Origin of the sequence: Ottowia sp., from assembly GCF_035325765.1 — a bacterium.
Taxonomy (GTDB): Bacteria; Pseudomonadota; Gammaproteobacteria; order Burkholderiales; family Burkholderiaceae_C; genus Ottowia.
In genome coordinates this window covers 18,793-34,827 of record NZ_DAOKZG010000032.1, presented here as the reverse complement: position 1 = coordinate 34,827, position 16,035 = coordinate 18,793, and the positions used below count along the sequence as shown (strand labels likewise).

Below are 16,035 nucleotides of genomic sequence, written 5' to 3'. Positions count from 1 at the left end.
CCCTGCAAGGGGGACGCACCCAGTGTCCAGGGAGACCCCGGCCACGGGTGCCCCCCGCCTGGCCTGCTCCGCGGCCTTTGGAGCCGTGGCGTTTCATGCGTCGCGGGTGGCGCGAAGCGCGGTGGAGCAACTGAGATGAAACACCCCCGAGGCTCCACTCGCTGCGCGATGTTCTGCCTCCCCTTCAAGGGATCGCAGCCTGTGGCCAGGGAAACCCCGGCCACGGCTGCGACTGGCATGGCCTGCCCCGCGGCCGTTCGACCTTCGAAGTCTCATGCGATGCGGGTGGCGTGCAGCGCTATGGATAACTGAGATGTCGGCGCGGTTACGGCGGATGGGGCACTTCCTGCCGCGTTGGTGGAGCGGCAGTGCCGCCTTGACCGCGGCCGCACGGGCAACGGCGAGAAGCGATCGCGGCGGCCCATGGCCGCGTGACTTGCATCGATTGGAAAAAGCGTATAAGCTAGTAATAAATCACTTACTTGACAGGATTGGGAAATGACGACGCAGGCGACTGGCAAGGAAGATCTCGTTGCAGCCGATGCCGAGGATCGACAGTCCGCATCGCTGGACGCGCTGGCGCATGCCGTGCGCGCCCGCGCCACGCGCGGCCTGTCGCCAGCCGCGCGCGTGCTCGCCTGGCACGACTGGGCTCTGCACCTGGCCTTGTCGCCCGGCAAGCAGGTCAGTCTGTGGAAGCGGGTCTTGCGCGACCAGCAGCGCTTTGTCCGCTATGCTTTGCACAGCATCGCCAACCGCCACTGCACGCCGTGCGTCGAACCGCTGGAGCAGGATCGTCGCTTTGCCGACCCGGCCTGGCAGCAATGGCCGTTCAACCTGATCCACCAGGGCTTCCTGCTGCAGCAGCAGTGGTGGCACGAGGCCACGACAGGCGTGCGTGGCATCACACAGCACCACGAGAAGATGGTCGACTTCGCCGCCCGCCAGTGGCTGGACATCTGGTCGCCGGCCAACTTCATCCCGACCAACCCCGAGGTGCTGCGTGCCATTGCCGCCAGCGGCGGCGCCAGCCTGGGCCAGGGCGCGCTGAACTTCATGGACGACGCGCGGCGCCTGCTGCTGGACGAGCCGCCCGCCGGCACCGAGAGCTTCGTGGTCGGCCGCGACGTCGCGGTGACGCCGGGCAAGGTGGTGTTTCGCAACCACCTGATCGAACTGATCCAGTACGCGCCCGCCACGCCCGAGGTGCATGCCGAGCCGGTGCTGATCGTCCCCTCGTGGATCATGAAGTACTACATCCTCGACCTGTCGCCGCACAACTCCATGGTGCGCTACCTGGTCGAGCAGGGCCACACCGTGTTCATCATCTCGTGGCGCAACCCCGATTCCGACGACCGTGACCTGGGGCTGGAGGACTACCGCTGGTTTGGCGTGATGGAGGCGCTGGATGCGGTCAGCGCCATCGTGCCGGACCGCAAGATCCAGGCCGTCGGCTACTGCCTGGGCGGCACCCTGCTGGCGATTGCCGCGGCCGCCATGGCACGGGATGGCGACGAGCGCCTGCAAGGCATCACCCTGCTGGCGTCGGAAACCGACTTCCGCGATTCCGGCGAGATCTCGCTCTTCATCGACGAGAGCCAGCTTGCCTGGCTCGAGGCCGGCATGTGGGACAAGGGCTATCTCGAGGGCCACCAGATGGCGGGCGCCTTCCAGATGCTCAATTCGCGCGACCTGCTGTGGTCGCGGCGCGTGCGCGAATACCTGCTGGGCGAACGCCAGGCGCTGAACGACCTCATGGCCTGGAACGCCGACCTCACGCGCATGCCGTATCGCATGCACAGCGAATACCTGCGCCAGCTCTACCTGGGCAACGATCTCGCGGAAGGGCGGTTCCGGGTCGGCGGCAAGCCGGTCGCGCTGGCCGACATCCGCGTGCCGCTGTTCGTCGTCGGTACCGTGCGCGACCACGTCGCGCCCTGGCCCTCGGTCTACAAGCTGCATCTGCTGACCGATGCCGAGCTGACCTTCGTCCTGACCAGCGGCGGCCACAATGCTGGCGTGGTGAGCGAGCCAGGGCATCCGCGGCGCAGCTTCCAGGTCGCGACCCGAGGCGCCGGCGAGCGCTACGTCGATCCGGAGCGCTGGCGCGCCGAAGCCCCGCTGCACCAGGGCTCGTGGTGGCCGGCGTGGCAGCACTGGCTGGCGCAGCACTCGGCCGGGCGCGTGGCACCGCCGGCGCTGGGCAGCAGGCACAAGAAGAGGTACACGCCGCTGGACGACGCGCCCGGCACCTATGTGCGGATGCGATGAGCCGTCTCGGGCCGAGTCGGCGCGCGCCAGCCGGCCCCGAAGGGAGATCCACCATTGACCATGGAGCACTGACATGACCAACGAACTGCCACTGAACCTCTACAAGGCCAACACCGAGCTGCAACTGCAGATCACGCGCCTGCTGCAGGAGGCCAGCCATCGCTGGCTCGAAGCCGCGCACCAGCTCAGTGCGGAAGGCATCCTGGAAACCACGACCCAGATCCAGGGTCTGCTGAACACCGCCGACTGGCAGGCTGCCACGACCTTGCCGGCCGAGGTGTTCTGGCGCCTGCTGGAGGGTCGCCTGACCGACGCACAGTCGGTCAACCAGGTGGCCATGAAGAGCCAGGCGGCTTTCGCCGACGGCGTGCGCGAGGCGCTCGCCCATTGGCAGGAGGCGGTCGGCGCAGCCTTCGGGAGCGATGCCGACCACGCGGGCTTTGCCCAGCTTTACCAGCAATGGACCCAGCCCTGGGCGGCTCCCCAGGCGCCCCGGGGCAAGGCGCACAAGTGAGGGCACGGCCATGACTGTCCCACAGCGAACCGCACTGGTGACCGGCGGCAACCGCGGCCTCGGGCTGGCGATTGCGAAGGCGCTGCACGACGCCGGTCATGGCGTGATCGTCACGCACACGCCAGGCAACCCGACCATCGAGGCCTGGCGCCAGGCGCAGACCCAGGCCGGGTACACCTTTGCCACCTACGGCGTGGATGTCGGCGACCACGAATCCACGCAGGAACTGGCGCGGCGCGTTGCCGCCGACGGCCGCCAGGTCGACATCCTGGTCAACAACGCCGGCATCACGCGCGACGCCACGCTGCGCAAGCTCGACAAGGCGAGCTGGGACGCGGTCCTGCGCACCAACCTCGACTCGATGTTCAACGTCACCAAGCCGTTCCTGGATCCCATGCTGGAGCGCGGCTGGGGTCGCATCATCAACATCTCGTCGATCAACGGCAGCAAGGGCCAGTTTGGCCAGACCAATTATTCGGCGGCCAAGGCCGGCGTGCACGGCTTCACCAAGGCGCTGGCGCAGGAGGTGGCGCGCAAGGGCATCACGGTGAACACCGTCTCGCCCGGCTACCTGGCTACCGAGATGGTAATGGCCGTGCGCGAGGACGTGCGCCAGCAGATCATTGCCGGGATCCCCGTCGGGCGGCTGGGCGAACCGGCCGAAATTGCGGCGCTGGTCGCCTTCATCGCCAGCGACGCTGCGGCCTTCATGACCGGCAGCAACGTCGCCATGAACGGCGGCCAGCACATGTACTGACTTGCTCGGACGCGTGCCTTCGTCACCCTGGGCCGGTGCCCAGGACTGCAGAGGAATGCCATGTATTCAAGACTCCTGGTGCCGCTGGACGGCAGCCCCACCTCGTTGCTGGCGCTTGAGCATGCGGCAGCCCTGGCGCGCCTGAGCGGTGCCACCGTGGTGCTGCTGCACGTGATCGAACCGCTGCGGCACAGCACCGGCTTCGAGCGCCCCAAGGTCTACATCGAGGACGTGCGGCCACGCTTCATGGCGACGGGCCAGGCGCTGCTCGACGAGGCTGCGAACCGGCTGCGCGACGACGGCATTGCGAGCGAGACGGTGCTGCTCGAGAGCGGCATCGAGCGCGTGTCGGCGCAGATCGCCCGACAGGCCGAGACCAGTCGGTGCGACCTGATCATCCTGGGCACCCACGGGCGCCGCGGAGTGGATCGCCTGCTGCTGGGCAGCGACGCCGAGCAGATCGCGCGCACCGCGCCGGTGCCGGTGATGCTGGTGCGCAAGCCCCACTCGGCCCGCGCTGCATGAACCCCCGCGGGCACGGCGCGAGCGTGGACTGTCCACACTGCGGCGTGTGATCGAAGGCCCTGCTGCGCGCACGCCCGGAACCCTCACTTGTCAGGAGAAATCTCTCATGAAATACACATTCCAGGGTGATGTCGCGCTCGTCAGTGGCGCTGGATCGGGCATCGGCGAGGCCGCTGCGCGGCTGCTTGCGCGCGAGGGCGTGCGCGTCGTGGTGTCGGACCTGAAGCACGATGCGGTCGAGCGTGTCGTGGCGGGGATCCGGAACGCCGGTGGGCAGGCGCATCCGCACATCGGCGATGTCGCACGGCCGGAAGATGCCGAGCTCGCGGTGGCCTGTGCCATCCGGCATTTCGGCGGACTGCATCTGGCGTTCAACAACGCCGGCATCAGCGGCGTGATCGCGCCGGCGGGCGAACTGGCGCCGGACGACTGGCGCCGCATCATTGACATCAATCTGAGCGGTGTGCAGTACGCCCTGCGCTTTCAGATTCCAGCCATGCTGGCGGCGGGTGGTGGCGCCATCGTCAACATGTCATCGATCCTGGGGCTGGTCGGCAACCCGAGCGCTCCCGCCTACGTGGCGGCCAAGCATGGCGTCACCGGGCTGACCCGATCGGCTGCGCTGGCGTATGCGAGTCAGGGCATCCGCATCAATTCCATCCATCCCGGCTACGTGGACACGCCGCTGCTGGACGTGCTTGACGTCGACACCCGTGCGGCGCTCGTGGGTCTGCATCCCATCGGTCGGCTGGGAAACGTCGACGAAATTGCCCATGCCGCTGCCTTCCTGCTGTCGGAGGGGGCGAGCTTCATCACCGGCAGCGCCCTGGTGGTGGACGGTGGCTATACCGCGGCCTGATCGCGGACGTCCCGCATCTCGCTGGCCGGTGGCAGTATCGCCGGGCGCCAGCGCCGGGGGACCTGGTGCCGCATGGCGTCTCCTGCGTCCGGTGGCGCTGCAGGCTGCGCGCCGACTCAACCGCATTGCCGGGGCGCTCGTGGCCGTGGCCCTGCTGGGTGGCTGTGCCATCGTGCGTGAGTTCGAGCCCGTTGTCGCGGTGCAGCCGGTTTCGCCACAGGAGTACATCGAGCAAAGGCGCGGCGACATGCTCACCACCGGCGAGCCCAGCGCGCCGACGGTCGAAACCCTGCGCGTTGCAGGGCTGGATGGAGCGGCCTGCAGTGTCAGCTGGTCGCTGGACTGCCTGGCGGCGCTGGCGCAGGTGGACGGCCTCGGGGACGAACGTCGGCTTTCCGCACTGGCCGAACTCTGGCTGCAGCGTGCCATGCTGGCCACGGGGGCGGCGGCTGGCGCGGCACCCGATGCTGGCTCGACCGGGCCGTGGCTCGAGGTCGCTCGCCATGCCTATGCCTACCTGTTCTTCACCGAGCGCACGCCGGGCGCGCGTGCCTTCGAGGATCGCCAGACCCAGGTGCGCGACTGGTACAACTACGCGGTGCAGCAGGCGGTGACGCGCCTGTTCGACGCGCGCCGGGTGCCCCCGGGCAGCGCCCCGTCGGAGCCGCGCATCGTGGCCGGTGACTGGGTCTTGCGGCTGGACGCGCGCACGCACGCGCCGGGCGCAGGCGAACTGCCAATGGAACTGCTGCCGGCCTCGGGGCTCGCGTTCAGCGGCCTGCGCAGCATCTACCGCCGCGACGGCTTTGGCGCCGAACTGGTGGCCGTGCTGCCAGTTCGCGTACACCGCTCGGAGTGGGCAATGGGGGCAGGCGGGGCGGCGCTGCCGCTCGACTGGAGCGAATTGCCGACCCGCAGCCGCACGGTCCTGCTGCGCTTCGAAGCCGGGTCGCTGGAGCAGCTGCTGAGCACGCGCGAGGCCGTGCTTGCCCTGCATGACCCGCTGCTCGAAAGCGCAGTGACGCTGCATGGTCAGCCGGTGCCGCTGGCTGGCAACTTCAGCGCCGCGCCGGGTGTGTGGCTGGCACGCTCGGACTTCGGCCGACAGTCACTGCGCTCCTTGCTCGGCCGCGGGCAGGGCCTGGACCACCCCCAGCTCTACCTGCTGCAGCCTTATGACCCGCAGCGGCGCGTCATCGTGCTGCTGCACGGGCTGGCCAGCAGTCCGGAGGCCTGGGTCAATGTGGCCAATGAACTGCTCGGGGACGAAGCACTGCGCCGGGGCTTCCAGGCATGGCTCGTGCACTATCCGACCAACCTGCCGCTGGCGGCCAATCACGCCGCGATTCGCGCGCTGCTGCAGCACGCCCGGTGTCAGCTCGATCCGACGGGACAGGCCCCGGCCACGCACGGTGTCGTGGTGATCGGGCACAGCATGGGCGGGATCCTGGTCCGGCTCATGGTGTCGAGCGCGGATCGCCAGCTCTGGCACTGGGCAGAAGCCGAGCTCGGGATCGATCCGGCTCGCCTTGAAGGCGGGCAAACCGGGCTGGACCCCGTCTTGCGGTTCGAGCCCATGGACGGTGTCGGCCGCGTGATCTTCATCGCCACGCCACACCGCGGCACGGCGGTGGCCGAGCAGACGCTGGCGCGCTGGTTCTCCGGCCTGATCCGGTTGCCATTCAACTTTGTCGATGCCTTCGGCCAGGCGCTGCAGACGCGTGCGGCCACGCCCGCTGCCGATTCTGTCCTGGCGCGGCTCCCCAACAGCATCGACCAGCTCAGCGAACACGATCCGTTCGTCCAGGCCGCCGCCGCATTGCCCATTTCCGACCGCATCGACTATCACTCCATCATCGCACGCCTGCACACCGAAGGGGCGCTGGAGTCCTCGGACGACGGGCTCGTGCCCTACCGCAGCGCGCACCTGGCGGGCAGCACCTCGGAACGGGTGATCGTCTCGGGCCACAGTGTGCAGGAAAGTGCCGCCGCCATCCTCGAGATCCGGCGCATCCTGCACGAGGACCTCGCGGCGTCGGCGGCCCGCCAGCCGGCTGCCGGTGTGGCGCATTGCGCCCCGGTGCATGAGCCTTCGCGTTGAGCGCGCCTGGCTCGCGGCCAACAAAAAACCGCCCGAAGGCGGTTTCCTGGTTCTGCCGGCAGCGCACCCGATACAAACGGCGGAGAGGGTTTCTGCCCCTTCCGGGCGGTGCGGAGACGGACTCAGGCCGCGGCCTGGGCCAGCGCCTTCACCTTGGCGGCCAGGCGGCTCTTGTCGCGCGCGGCCTTGTTCTTGTGGAAGATGCCCTTGTCCGCGACGGTGTCGACCACCGACTGCATCAGGGCAAACGCGCTCGCCGCCTTTTCCTTGTCGCCGGCGAGCACGGCCTTCTCGACGTTCTTCACCGAGGTGCGGTACTTGGAGCGCAGCGAGGTGTTCGCGGCATTCAGCGCGACGTTCTGGCGTGCGCGCTTGCGGCCCGACGCCAGGCGCGGGTCCTTTTTCTTGGGCTTTCCAGCAGCCATGAATGTATTCCTTGTGGTTTGCGGATGTTGTCGGCAGAACCAAGCATTATAGCTGCGCTCTCGATTCTTCGAGCGGCGACTACACTCCGACTTTCCCTTCGGCTTCGCGCCCCCGATTGCATGACACCCGACGATTCCGCCCGCTGTGGCGACGGCCCGGTCCGCGCGCTCCGGCACCGTGCCGGACGCGGGCGGTGCCCGGCTGGCGCGTGCCGGGTGCACGGCGAGAGCCAGGATGCGCGCCGCGGCGGAGGCCACGCGTGAGCCTGTTCAAGGCCGCTTCCACGGTCTCGCTGCTGACGCTGGCCTCGCGCATCACCGGACTGGCGCGCGACCTGCTGATGGCCTCGGTGTTCGGCGTCAATGGCCTGACGGACGCCTTCAACGTCGCCTTCCGCATTCCCAACCTGCTGCGCCGGCTGTTTGCCGAAGGCGCGTTCAGCCAGGCCTTCGTGCCGGTGCTCGCCACCAGTCGCGCGCGCGACGGCGATGCGGCCACCCGCCTGCTGGTCGACGCCGTGGCCACGGTGCTCGCCTGGGTGCTGCTCGGGGTGAGCGTGGTCGGCGTTGCTGCGGCACCCGTGCTGATGTGGCTGCTGGCCAGCGGGCTGGACGCGCCGAGCTTCGATGCCGGCGTGCTGATGACGCGCTGGATGTTTCCCTATATCGGCTGCATGTCGCTGGTGGCGCTGTCGGCCGGCGTTCTCAACACCTGGAAGCACTTTGCCGTGCCGGCGGCGACGCCGGTGCTGCTCAACCTCGCCATGATCCTGGCCGCCTGGCTGGGCGCGCCCTGGTTCGCGCGCCTCGGGATCGAGCCGATCTATGTGATGGCGGTGGGCGTGATGGCCGGCGGCTTGCTGCAGCTGGCGGCGCAGTTGCCCGCGCTGGCGCGGCTGGGCCTGTTGCCGCGCATCGGCGTGCTGCCGGCGCGCATCGGCGCCGCCTGGCGCGATGCCGGCGTGCGCCAGGTGCTGGCCCTGATGCTGCCCGCGCTGCTGGGGGTGGGCGTGGCCCAGCTCTCGCTGCTGATCAATACCCAGATCGCTTCCTACCTGATGGAGGGCAGCGTGACCTGGATCTGGTATGCGGACCGACTGATGGAGTTCCCGACGGCGCTGCTGGGGGTGGCACTGGGCGTGGTGCTGACGCCACAGCTCGCCGGCGCGCGCGCCAGCGGCGACACGGCGCGCTATTCGCAGATGCTGGACTGGGGCCTGCGCCTGGTGCTGCTGCTGGCGCTGCCCTGCGCGGTGGCGCTGCTGGTGTTCGCCGAGCCGCTGATCGCCACGCTGTTCCACCACGGGCGCTTTTCCGCCAGCGACGTCGAGCGCACGGCCCTGGCGCTGACCATGTACGGCGTGGGCGTGCTCGGCCTGGTGGCGGTGAAGGTGCTGGCGCCCGGCTACTACGCGAGCCTGGACATCCGCACGCCGGTGAAGATCGCGGTGGTGGTGCTGATCGTCACGCAGGCGTTCAACGCGCTGTTCGTGCCGTTCCTGCGCCACGCCGGCCTGACCCTGTCAATTGCCCTGGGGGCGATGATCAATGCCCTGTGGCTGCTCACCGGACTGATCCGGCGCGGCAGCTACCAGCCGGAGCGCGGCTGGCGACGCTTTGGCGCGCAGGTGTCGATCGCCTCGGCGGTACTGGGCGCCTTCCTGTTCTGGGCGGCCCGACACTTCGACTGGCTCGGCACGCCGGCACTGGCGCGAGCGGGCCTGCTCGCAGGCATTCTGGCGGCGGCCGCGGGGATCTATTTCGTCGCCCTCGCCGCCGCCGGCGTGCGCCTGCGCGCGTTTTTGCGGCGCTGACGCAACGCACGCCGGTTGACGCCGCTGCGCCGCCGGCCTACAAGGCCCCCATGAGCTTCGACTGGTCGGTGCCCAGCCCGCTGGCTTACTTCGCTGCCCTGGTGCAGAGCGACGAGCAGCTGCCGCTGCTGGAGGCGGCGGTGAGCCTGGCGCAGGACGAGGTTCCCGATCTGGACGTGCTGCAGGTGCTGACCGACATCGACCGCCTCGTGCTGCGGCTGCAGCGGCGCGTCGACAGGCGTGCCTCGGTGCTGCAGCGACTGCACGGCCTGCGCGAGTTCTTCTTCGGCGAGCTCGGCTTCGCCGGCAACGTCAACGATTACCACGACCCGGGCAACAGCTTCCTGCACGTGGTGCTGCGCACCCGGCGCGGCATTCCGATCTCGCTGGCGCTGCTGTGGCTGGAGCTGGCGCGCGGCCTCGGGCTGCGCGCCGAAGGCGTCGGCTTTCCGGGCCACTTCCTGGTGCAGGCCTACGTCGGCGCCGGCCGCGTGGTGATCGACCCGTTCACCGGCGAGTCGCTGGGCGCGGCCGAACTGCGCCAGCGGCTGGAGGAGTGGGCACCGTGGCGCCTGGACCCGGAGCACGGTGAACTGCCGCTGGCGCTGTTCCTGGAGGCGGCCACGCCACGCCAGATCCTGGCGCGGATGCTGGGCAACCTGCAGCACATCTACCGCGGCCAGCAGGACTGGCCGCGCCTGGTGCGCGTGCAGGATCGCCTGATCACGCTGCTGCCGCGCGCCTGGGCCGAATACCGCGAACGTGGGCTGGCGCTGGCACGCCTGGGCGAGCGCAAGCGCGCGCGCGCCGATCTCGAGTGCTACCTGAGCGAGGTGACGGCCGCGCACGACCGCGCGAGCGTGCAGCGTCGGCTGGAGGAACTCGGCGGCGCCGGCACCTGAACAGCTTCTGATCAGTGGTTCGCCCCGCCATTGGGGGGCTTCACTTCATATCCAGCCACCCGCCTGCAACTCCTGCTTGGCGTAGGCGTAGAACAGCGGCGCCGCCACCAGGCCGGCGGGCCCGAAGATCGCCTCCATCACGAACATCACGCTGAGCAGTTCCCAGACGCTGATGTGGGTGCGCTGGCCGACCACCTTGGCATTGATGAAGTACTCGGCCTTGTGGATCAGCACCAGGAAGCCCAGGCAGGCCAGCGCCACGCCAATCGACACCGACAGGCCGACCAGTGTCAGCACGGTATTGCAGATCAGGTTTCCGACGATCGGGATCAGGCCGGTGACGAAGGTCAGCAGGATCAGCGCCGTGGCATAGGGCAGGCGGTTGTCGGTCAGCGGCAGCACCACCAGCAGGAACACGGCGGTGAGCGTGGTGTTGAACAGCGAGATCCAGAACTGGGCGACGATGATCCGGCGGAAGCTGTCTCCGAAACGGATCAGGCGCTGGTGCAGTTGCGCCGCGAGCGGCTTGAGCGGTGCAGCGCTCGGACGCGAGGCCGCCAGCGCGCCGATCAGCAGGCCGACGTAGACGTAGAGCAGTCCGGCCAGCCAGGCCCGGCCGGTGGTGGCCAGGGTGCCCGCCTTGCTCGCCAGGTAGCGCGCGATCGCATGCTGGATCTCCACCGCCCCCTCGGGCAGCTGCGTCGCCACGTCCGGCGGCAGGCGATCGCGCAGTTCCAGCACCGTGCGCGACAGGAAGGCCAGCAGGTCCCGATACTGTTCGGGCGCGTCCAGGATCAGGCCGCGCGTGCGCGGCAGCGCGATCGCCAGCAGCAGCACCGGCACCAGCGCCACCAGCAGCGCCGCAAGCTGCGGTGCCTGGCCGTCGCTGGCGCGGATCAGCACGCCCAGGCGCGGGCTGAACCAGCGCGTGCTGAGAAAGCCCACGCACACGCACAGCAGCCCGGGCAGCAGGCCCTGCCACATGACCATCAGCAGGGCCAGGGCCAGCAGCACGTGGCTGGTGATGGTGGCCGCGCGCAGGCCGGGCTGGGGGACGGGAGGCGGCATGCGCACGGGCAGCGGAAGCGGCCGGGTGGGGTGGGGCGGGACCGCGTTCAGTCGATCCGCACGGCGGGCCCGGCGCCGCGCGCCGCGATGCGGCCGATCTCGAACACCTGCTCGCCTGCGGCGCGCAGGGTCGCGGCACAGGCGGCGGCCTGGTCTGCCGCCAGCACCAGCACCATGCCGATGCCGTTGTTGAAGGTGCGGTTCATCTCGGTGTCGTCGATGCCGGCGGTGGCCTGCAGCCAGCCGAACAGCTCGCTGCGCGGCCAGCTGTTCGCGGCAAGGCGGGCGCAGCAGTGCTCGGGCAGCACGCGCGGGATGTTTTCCAGCAGGCCGCCGCCAGTGATGTGGGCCAGCGCCTTGATCGGGTGGCGCGCCAGCGCCTGCAGCACGCTTTGCACATAGATGCGCGTCGGTGCCATCAGCGCGTGGCGCAGGGGCTGGCCGTCCAGGGTCTGCGGCAGGGCGTCGCCGGCGCGCTCGAGACACTTGCGCACCAGCGAAAAGCCGTTGCTGTGCACGCCGCTGGAGGCCAGGCCGAGCACCACGTCGCCGTCGGCGACATCCCGGCCGGTGAGGATGCGCGATTTCTCCACCACGCCGACGCAGAAGCCGGCGAGGTCGTATTCGCCGTCCGGGTACATCCCAGGCATCTCCGCCGTCTCGCCGCCGATCAGGGCGCAGCCGGCCAGTTCGCAGCCGCGCGCGATGCCAGCGACCACCGTGGCCGCGGTGTCCACGTCCAGCCGGCCGCAGGCAAAGTAGTCGAGGAAGAACAGCGGTTCGGCCCCCTGCACCAGCACGTCGTTCACGCTCATCGCCACCAGGTCGATGCCGATGGTTTCGTGCATGTTCCATTCGAACGCGAGCTTGAGCTTGGTGCCGACGCCGTCGGTGCCGCTCACCAGCACCGGCTCACGGTAGCGCCGGGGCACCTCGAACAGCGCGCCAAAGCCGCCAATGCCGGCCAGCACGCCTTCACGCAGGGTCTTGCGCGCCAGCGGCCGGATACGCTCGACCAGCGCGTCGCCGGCGTCGATGTCGACGCCGGCATCCTTGTAGCTGAGGGGCGTGTTCGCGGAAGGGCTGCTCATGAAGGCGGTCGCGTCGGACAAGGCGCTTAAAATCGGAAGCTCGATTCTAGTGTGATGCTCGGCGCAGCCCGCCCAGCCTTGCATGTCCCCCGGGGACATGCGCGGCGGCACCCGGTCACGCTGGCGGCGATACTGCCTTTTCGCTCCTCCGGTTGCATGTTCCACGATTGTTGGCTTCCGTCCCCGCTGCGCGCTCGATGAGGCAACTGGCCCTGAACATCGGCCTGGCGCCCGAGCCGACGCTGGACAGCTTCGTGCCCGGAGAGAATGCAGCCGTGCTGCAGCACCTGCGACTGTGGATCGGCGGTGCCGATCGCTCGCCGGTGCCGATCTACCTGTGGGGCCCCACCGGCGCCGGCAAGACGCACCTGCTGCGCGCGGTTCGTGGCGTCCTGCAGGGCCAGGGCGCGCCGGTGGGCTGGCTGGATGCGCGCACGCCGGCCAGCGCGGCGTTCGATGAGTCCTGGGCCGCCGTGCTGATGGACGACGTGCACCAGTTGGGCCCGGGGCTGCAGCACCTGGCCTTCAACTGGTTCGTCAATGCGGTGGCGCCGGCCTCGGGGCGGCCGCGCGCGGTGCTGGCGGCCGGCTGTCTGCCACCCGCCGACCTGCCACTGCGCGAGGACCTGCGCACGCGCCTGGGCTGGGGCCATGTGTTCGAGCTGCACAGCCTGTCCGATCCGGCCCTGCGCGCTGCGCTGCGGGAGGCTGCGCGCGCACGCGGCCTCGCGCTGGCCGACGAGGTGGTGGACTACGTGCTGGCACGCTTTGCGCGCGACCTGGCCAGCCTGACGGGGCTGCTCGACCGGCTTGACCGCTACGCGCTGCAGACCCGGCGCGCGGTCACGATCCCGCTCATCAAATCCATGCTTCAAGAGGAGTAGCATGCCGTGCAAGAAAAATCGGCGCCGGGGGTGGCCCCCGTGCTGAAGCTGGCGCTGTTCGACCTGGACTACACCCTGCTGCCGCTCGATTCGGACCACGCCTGGGGCGAGTTCACGACCCAGCTCGGCTGGACCGACGCCGTCGAGTTCAAGCGTCGCAACGATGCCTTCTACGCCCAGTACCAGGCCGGCACGCTCGACATCCACGAATACGTGCGCTTTGCCACCGCCGCCGCGCGTCGCCAGGGGCCGGGTGCCGCGGCCCAGGCGCAGGCGCGCTTCCTGCGCGAGGTGATCACGCCGGCCATCACGCCGCAGGCGCGCGCGCTGGTGCACCAGCACCGGCAAGCCGGTGACGCCGTCGTCATCGTCACCGCCACCAACGAGTTCGTCACGCGTCCGATCGCGCACGCGTTCGGCGTGGACGAATTGATCGCGGTCGAGCTGGCGCGCGGCCCGGGCGGCTGGATTTCCGGCGAGATCCGGGGCACTCCGTCGTTTCGCGAGGGCAAGGTCGCGCGCGTGGCCGACTGGCTGGCCGGGCGCGGCCTGGGCTGGGACGACGCGAGCATCACTTTCTACTCGGATTCCATGAACGACCTGCCGCTGCTCGAGCGCGCCCAGCAGCCGGTCGCCACCAACCCGGACGACCGGCTGCGCGCACTGGCGCGCCAGCGCGGCTGGCGCATCCTCGATCTCTTTGGGCAGACCGCATGATCAAGGCCTTCATTGACCGCCTCATCGACAAGGCGCGCGGCAGCAACGGGCGCAAGGCCTTCGGCCGCCGCGTCGAGCACGGGCCGCAGGCGCACGGCATCAATCCGGCGCTGGTGGACGAACGCGCCACCACCGTCGTGCGCACGCTCAAGGAGGCGGGGTACGAGGCCTACATCGTCGGCGGCGCGGTGCGCGACCTGCTGCTGGGCCTGAAGCCCAAGGATTTCGACGTCGCCACCAGCGCCACGCCCGAGCAGGTCAAGGCGCTGTTCCGGCGCGCCTTCATCATCGGACGGCGCTTTCGCATCGTGCACGTCGTGTTCGGCCGTGGCCGCGACCATGAGGTGATCGAGGTCTCCACCTTTCGCGCCTACCTCGACAACGAGTCCGCCGAGCACGTCGGCGGCAACGAACGCACCAGCCGGCGCGAGCTGGCCGGCCTGCAGCACGCGGTCGACGCCCACGGCCGGGTGTTGCGCGACAACGTCTGGGGTCCGCAGGAGGAGGACGCGGCGCGACGCGACTTCACCGTCAACGCCATGTACTACGACCCCGAGACGCGCACCGTGGTCGATTACCACAACGGCATGGCCGACGTGCAGAAGAAGCTGATTCGCATGATCGGCGACGCCGCGCAGCGCTACCGCGAGGACCCGGTGCGCGTGATTCGCGCGGTGCGCTTCGGCGCCAAGCTGTCGCGCCTGGGCTTCAAGCTCGAACCCAAGACCGCGCGGCCCCTGGCCGAGGCCAAGGACTGGCTGGCCGACGTGCCGCAGAGCCGCCTGTTCGATGAAATGCTCAAGCTGCTGCAGACCGGCCATGCGCTGGCCAGCGTCGAACAGCTGCGCAAGCTGGGCCTGGCCAGCGGCATCTATCCGCTGCTGGACCTGGTGGTCCAGCGTGCCGACCAGCCCTTTGTCAAGGCGGCACTGCAGGACACCGACCGGCGTGTCGACGAGAGCAAGCCGGTGGCGCCCTCGTTCCTCCTGGCCTGCGTGCTGTGGCAGGATGTGCTGGCCGGCTGGCAGCAGCGTCTCGCGCACAAGGAACATGCATTTCCGGCCCTGCAGGGGGCCATCGACGAGGTGTTCGACGCCCGCATCGGCGAGGTGTCGGGGCGCGGCAAGCTCGGCGCCGACATGCGCGAGATCTGGATGATGCAGCCACGTTTCGAGCGGCGCAGCGGCAACTCGCCCTTCACCCTGGTCGAGCAGTCGCGCTTTCGCGCCGGCTTCGACTTCCTGCGCCTGCGCGCCGACATCGGCGAGGTGGAGGAGGAACTGGTCGACTGGTGGCAGGCCTTCAGCCAGGCCGACGATTCGGCGCGCGAGGACCTGGTGCGCCAGCTGCGCGCCGAGCAGCAGCGCGCCCGGCGCGCGCCGCGCCCGGCACGCGGCACGTCCAGCGACACCAGCGCGGCGCCACCGGCGTCTCGCCCGGCGACGGCAAACGGTGGCGGCGCCGCCCCGCCCGCGGAGCCGGGAGCCGACGGCGCCAGCGCGGTCACGAAGAAGCGGCGCCGGCGCCGGCGCAAGCCCGCCGCGGATGCCGGGGGAAGCGGGCCCGCGACCGGCGCCGACGCACCTGCCGACTGAAGTCCATGGCCGATCGGCGCGCGGCCGTCACGGCCCACGTCGGGCTGGGCGCCAACCTGGGCGATCCGGTGGCGACGCTGCAGCGCGCGCTGGACGACTTGTCCCGCCTGCCGGGCACGCGGCTGGTGGGGGCTTCGCGCCTGTATCGCAGCGCGCCGGTCGATGCGGCCGGCCCTGATTTCGTCAACGCCGTGGCCGAGCTGAGCACCGAGCTGACGGCCCCCGCGCTGCTGCAGGCGTTGCAGGCGCTCGAGCGCGGCGCCGGCCGCCAGCGTCCCTACCGCAATGCCCCGCGCACGCTCGATCTCGACCTGCTGCTGTACGGCGACGGCCGCATCGACAGTCCCGGACTGCGGGTGCCGCACCCGCGGCTGGCGCAGCGCGCCTTCGTGCTGCGCCCGCTGGCCGAGCTGGCCCCGCGGCGCGTCACCCCCGCGCAGCTGGCGGCGGTGCGCGAGCAGGACTGCACCCCATTGCCGGGCGCCAGCGCACGCTGACGGACTTCCCGCAAT

The 16,035-nt window shown here is 69.9% G+C and carries 15 protein-coding genes; 12 read left to right on the top strand and 3 right to left on the bottom strand.

Translation table 11 applies throughout. From position 1 onward, the window contains the following. The first annotated feature begins 498 nt into the window (after window positions 1-498). The 6 genes from PKA16_RS11040 (at window position 499) to PKA16_RS11015 (ending at window position 7,027) form a co-directional block, all read left to right on the top strand. Window positions 499-2,271: an alpha/beta fold hydrolase gene (locus PKA16_RS11040; protein WP_324403232.1), complete on the top strand. Its 1,773-nt coding sequence runs from the start codon at window positions 499-501 to the stop codon at window positions 2,269-2,271. Between the two features lie 73 nt (window positions 2,272-2,344). After that, window positions 2,345-2,785, top strand: a complete 441-nt coding sequence (locus PKA16_RS11035) for a phasin family protein (protein ID WP_324403230.1) — start codon at window positions 2,345-2,347, stop codon at window positions 2,783-2,785. A gap of 10 nt (window positions 2,786-2,795) precedes the next feature. Then, window positions 2,796-3,542, top strand: coding sequence for an acetoacetyl-CoA reductase (phbB, locus tag PKA16_RS11030; RefSeq protein WP_324403228.1), 747 nt, complete (start codon window positions 2,796-2,798; stop codon window positions 3,540-3,542). Window positions 3,543-3,602: 60 nt separating this feature from the next. After that, a complete protein-coding gene (locus PKA16_RS11025) occupies window positions 3,603-4,067 on the top strand; it encodes a universal stress protein (RefSeq protein ID WP_324403227.1) in 465 nt (154 codons plus the stop codon). A gap of 106 nt (window positions 4,068-4,173) precedes the next feature. Continuing rightward, window positions 4,174-4,926 carry a glucose 1-dehydrogenase gene (locus PKA16_RS11020; protein WP_324403240.1) on the top strand — a complete coding sequence of 251 codons (753 nt, stop codon included), beginning with the start codon at window positions 4,174-4,176 and terminating at the stop codon, window positions 4,924-4,926. Between the two features lie 91 nt (window positions 4,927-5,017). Beyond that, window positions 5,018-7,027: an alpha/beta hydrolase gene (locus PKA16_RS11015; protein WP_324403225.1), complete on the top strand. Its 2,010-nt coding sequence runs from the start codon at window positions 5,018-5,020 to the stop codon at window positions 7,025-7,027. 122 nt (window positions 7,028-7,149) lie between these two features. Here PKA16_RS11015 and rpsT read toward each other — a convergent pair whose 3' ends face one another. Continuing rightward, window positions 7,150-7,452 carry a 30S ribosomal protein S20 gene (gene rpsT, locus PKA16_RS11010; protein ID WP_324403223.1) on the bottom strand — a complete coding sequence of 101 codons (303 nt, stop codon included), beginning with the start codon at window positions 7,450-7,452 and terminating at the stop codon, window positions 7,150-7,152. A 260-nt stretch (window positions 7,453-7,712) separates the two neighbouring features. On the opposite strand from rpsT, the gene murJ reads away from it, so the two are divergent. Together murJ and PKA16_RS11000 are read left to right on the top strand one after the other, a co-directional pair. After that, on the top strand, window positions 7,713-9,266 hold the full coding sequence (gene murJ, locus PKA16_RS11005) for a murein biosynthesis integral membrane protein MurJ (protein ID WP_324403221.1): 1,554 nt from the start codon (window positions 7,713-7,715) through the stop codon (window positions 9,264-9,266). Window positions 9,267-9,316: 50 nt separating this feature from the next. Further along, window positions 9,317-10,168: a tetratricopeptide repeat protein gene (locus tag PKA16_RS11000; protein WP_324403219.1), complete on the top strand. Its 852-nt coding sequence runs from the start codon at window positions 9,317-9,319 to the stop codon at window positions 10,166-10,168. Window positions 10,169-10,213: 45 nt separating this feature from the next. Here the strand turns inward: PKA16_RS11000 and PKA16_RS10995 are convergent, their stop codons facing one another. Beyond that, entirely contained in the window at window positions 10,214-11,236 is a 1,023-nt protein-coding gene (locus tag PKA16_RS10995; protein WP_324403217.1) for an AI-2E family transporter, read from the bottom strand. 47 nt (window positions 11,237-11,283) lie between these two features. Then, entirely contained in the window at window positions 11,284-12,327 is a 1,044-nt protein-coding gene (gene purM / locus PKA16_RS10990; protein ID WP_324403216.1) for a phosphoribosylformylglycinamidine cyclo-ligase, read from the bottom strand. Window positions 12,328-12,524: 197 nt separating this feature from the next. On the opposite strand from purM, the gene hda reads away from it, so the two are divergent. From hda to folK, 4 genes are read left to right on the top strand one after another with little or no spacing between them, the layout of a single operon-like run. After that, window positions 12,525-13,211, top strand: coding sequence for a DnaA regulatory inactivator Hda (gene hda, locus PKA16_RS10985; protein WP_324403214.1), 687 nt, complete (start codon window positions 12,525-12,527; stop codon window positions 13,209-13,211). A gap of 42 nt (window positions 13,212-13,253) precedes the next feature. After that, window positions 13,254-13,928, top strand: coding sequence for an HAD family hydrolase (locus tag PKA16_RS10980; protein WP_324403238.1), 675 nt, complete (start codon window positions 13,254-13,256; stop codon window positions 13,926-13,928). After that, window positions 13,925-15,523, top strand: a complete 1,599-nt coding sequence (gene pcnB, locus PKA16_RS10975) for a polynucleotide adenylyltransferase PcnB (RefSeq protein ID WP_324403212.1) — start codon at window positions 13,925-13,927, stop codon at window positions 15,521-15,523. The genes PKA16_RS10980 and pcnB overlap by 4 nt, the downstream gene beginning before the upstream one ends. A 5-nt stretch (window positions 15,524-15,528) precedes the next feature. Next, entirely contained in the window at window positions 15,529-16,020 is a 492-nt protein-coding gene (gene folK / locus PKA16_RS10970; RefSeq protein ID WP_324403209.1) for a 2-amino-4-hydroxy-6-hydroxymethyldihydropteridine diphosphokinase, read from the top strand. Window positions 16,021-16,035: the final 15 nt, after the last annotated feature.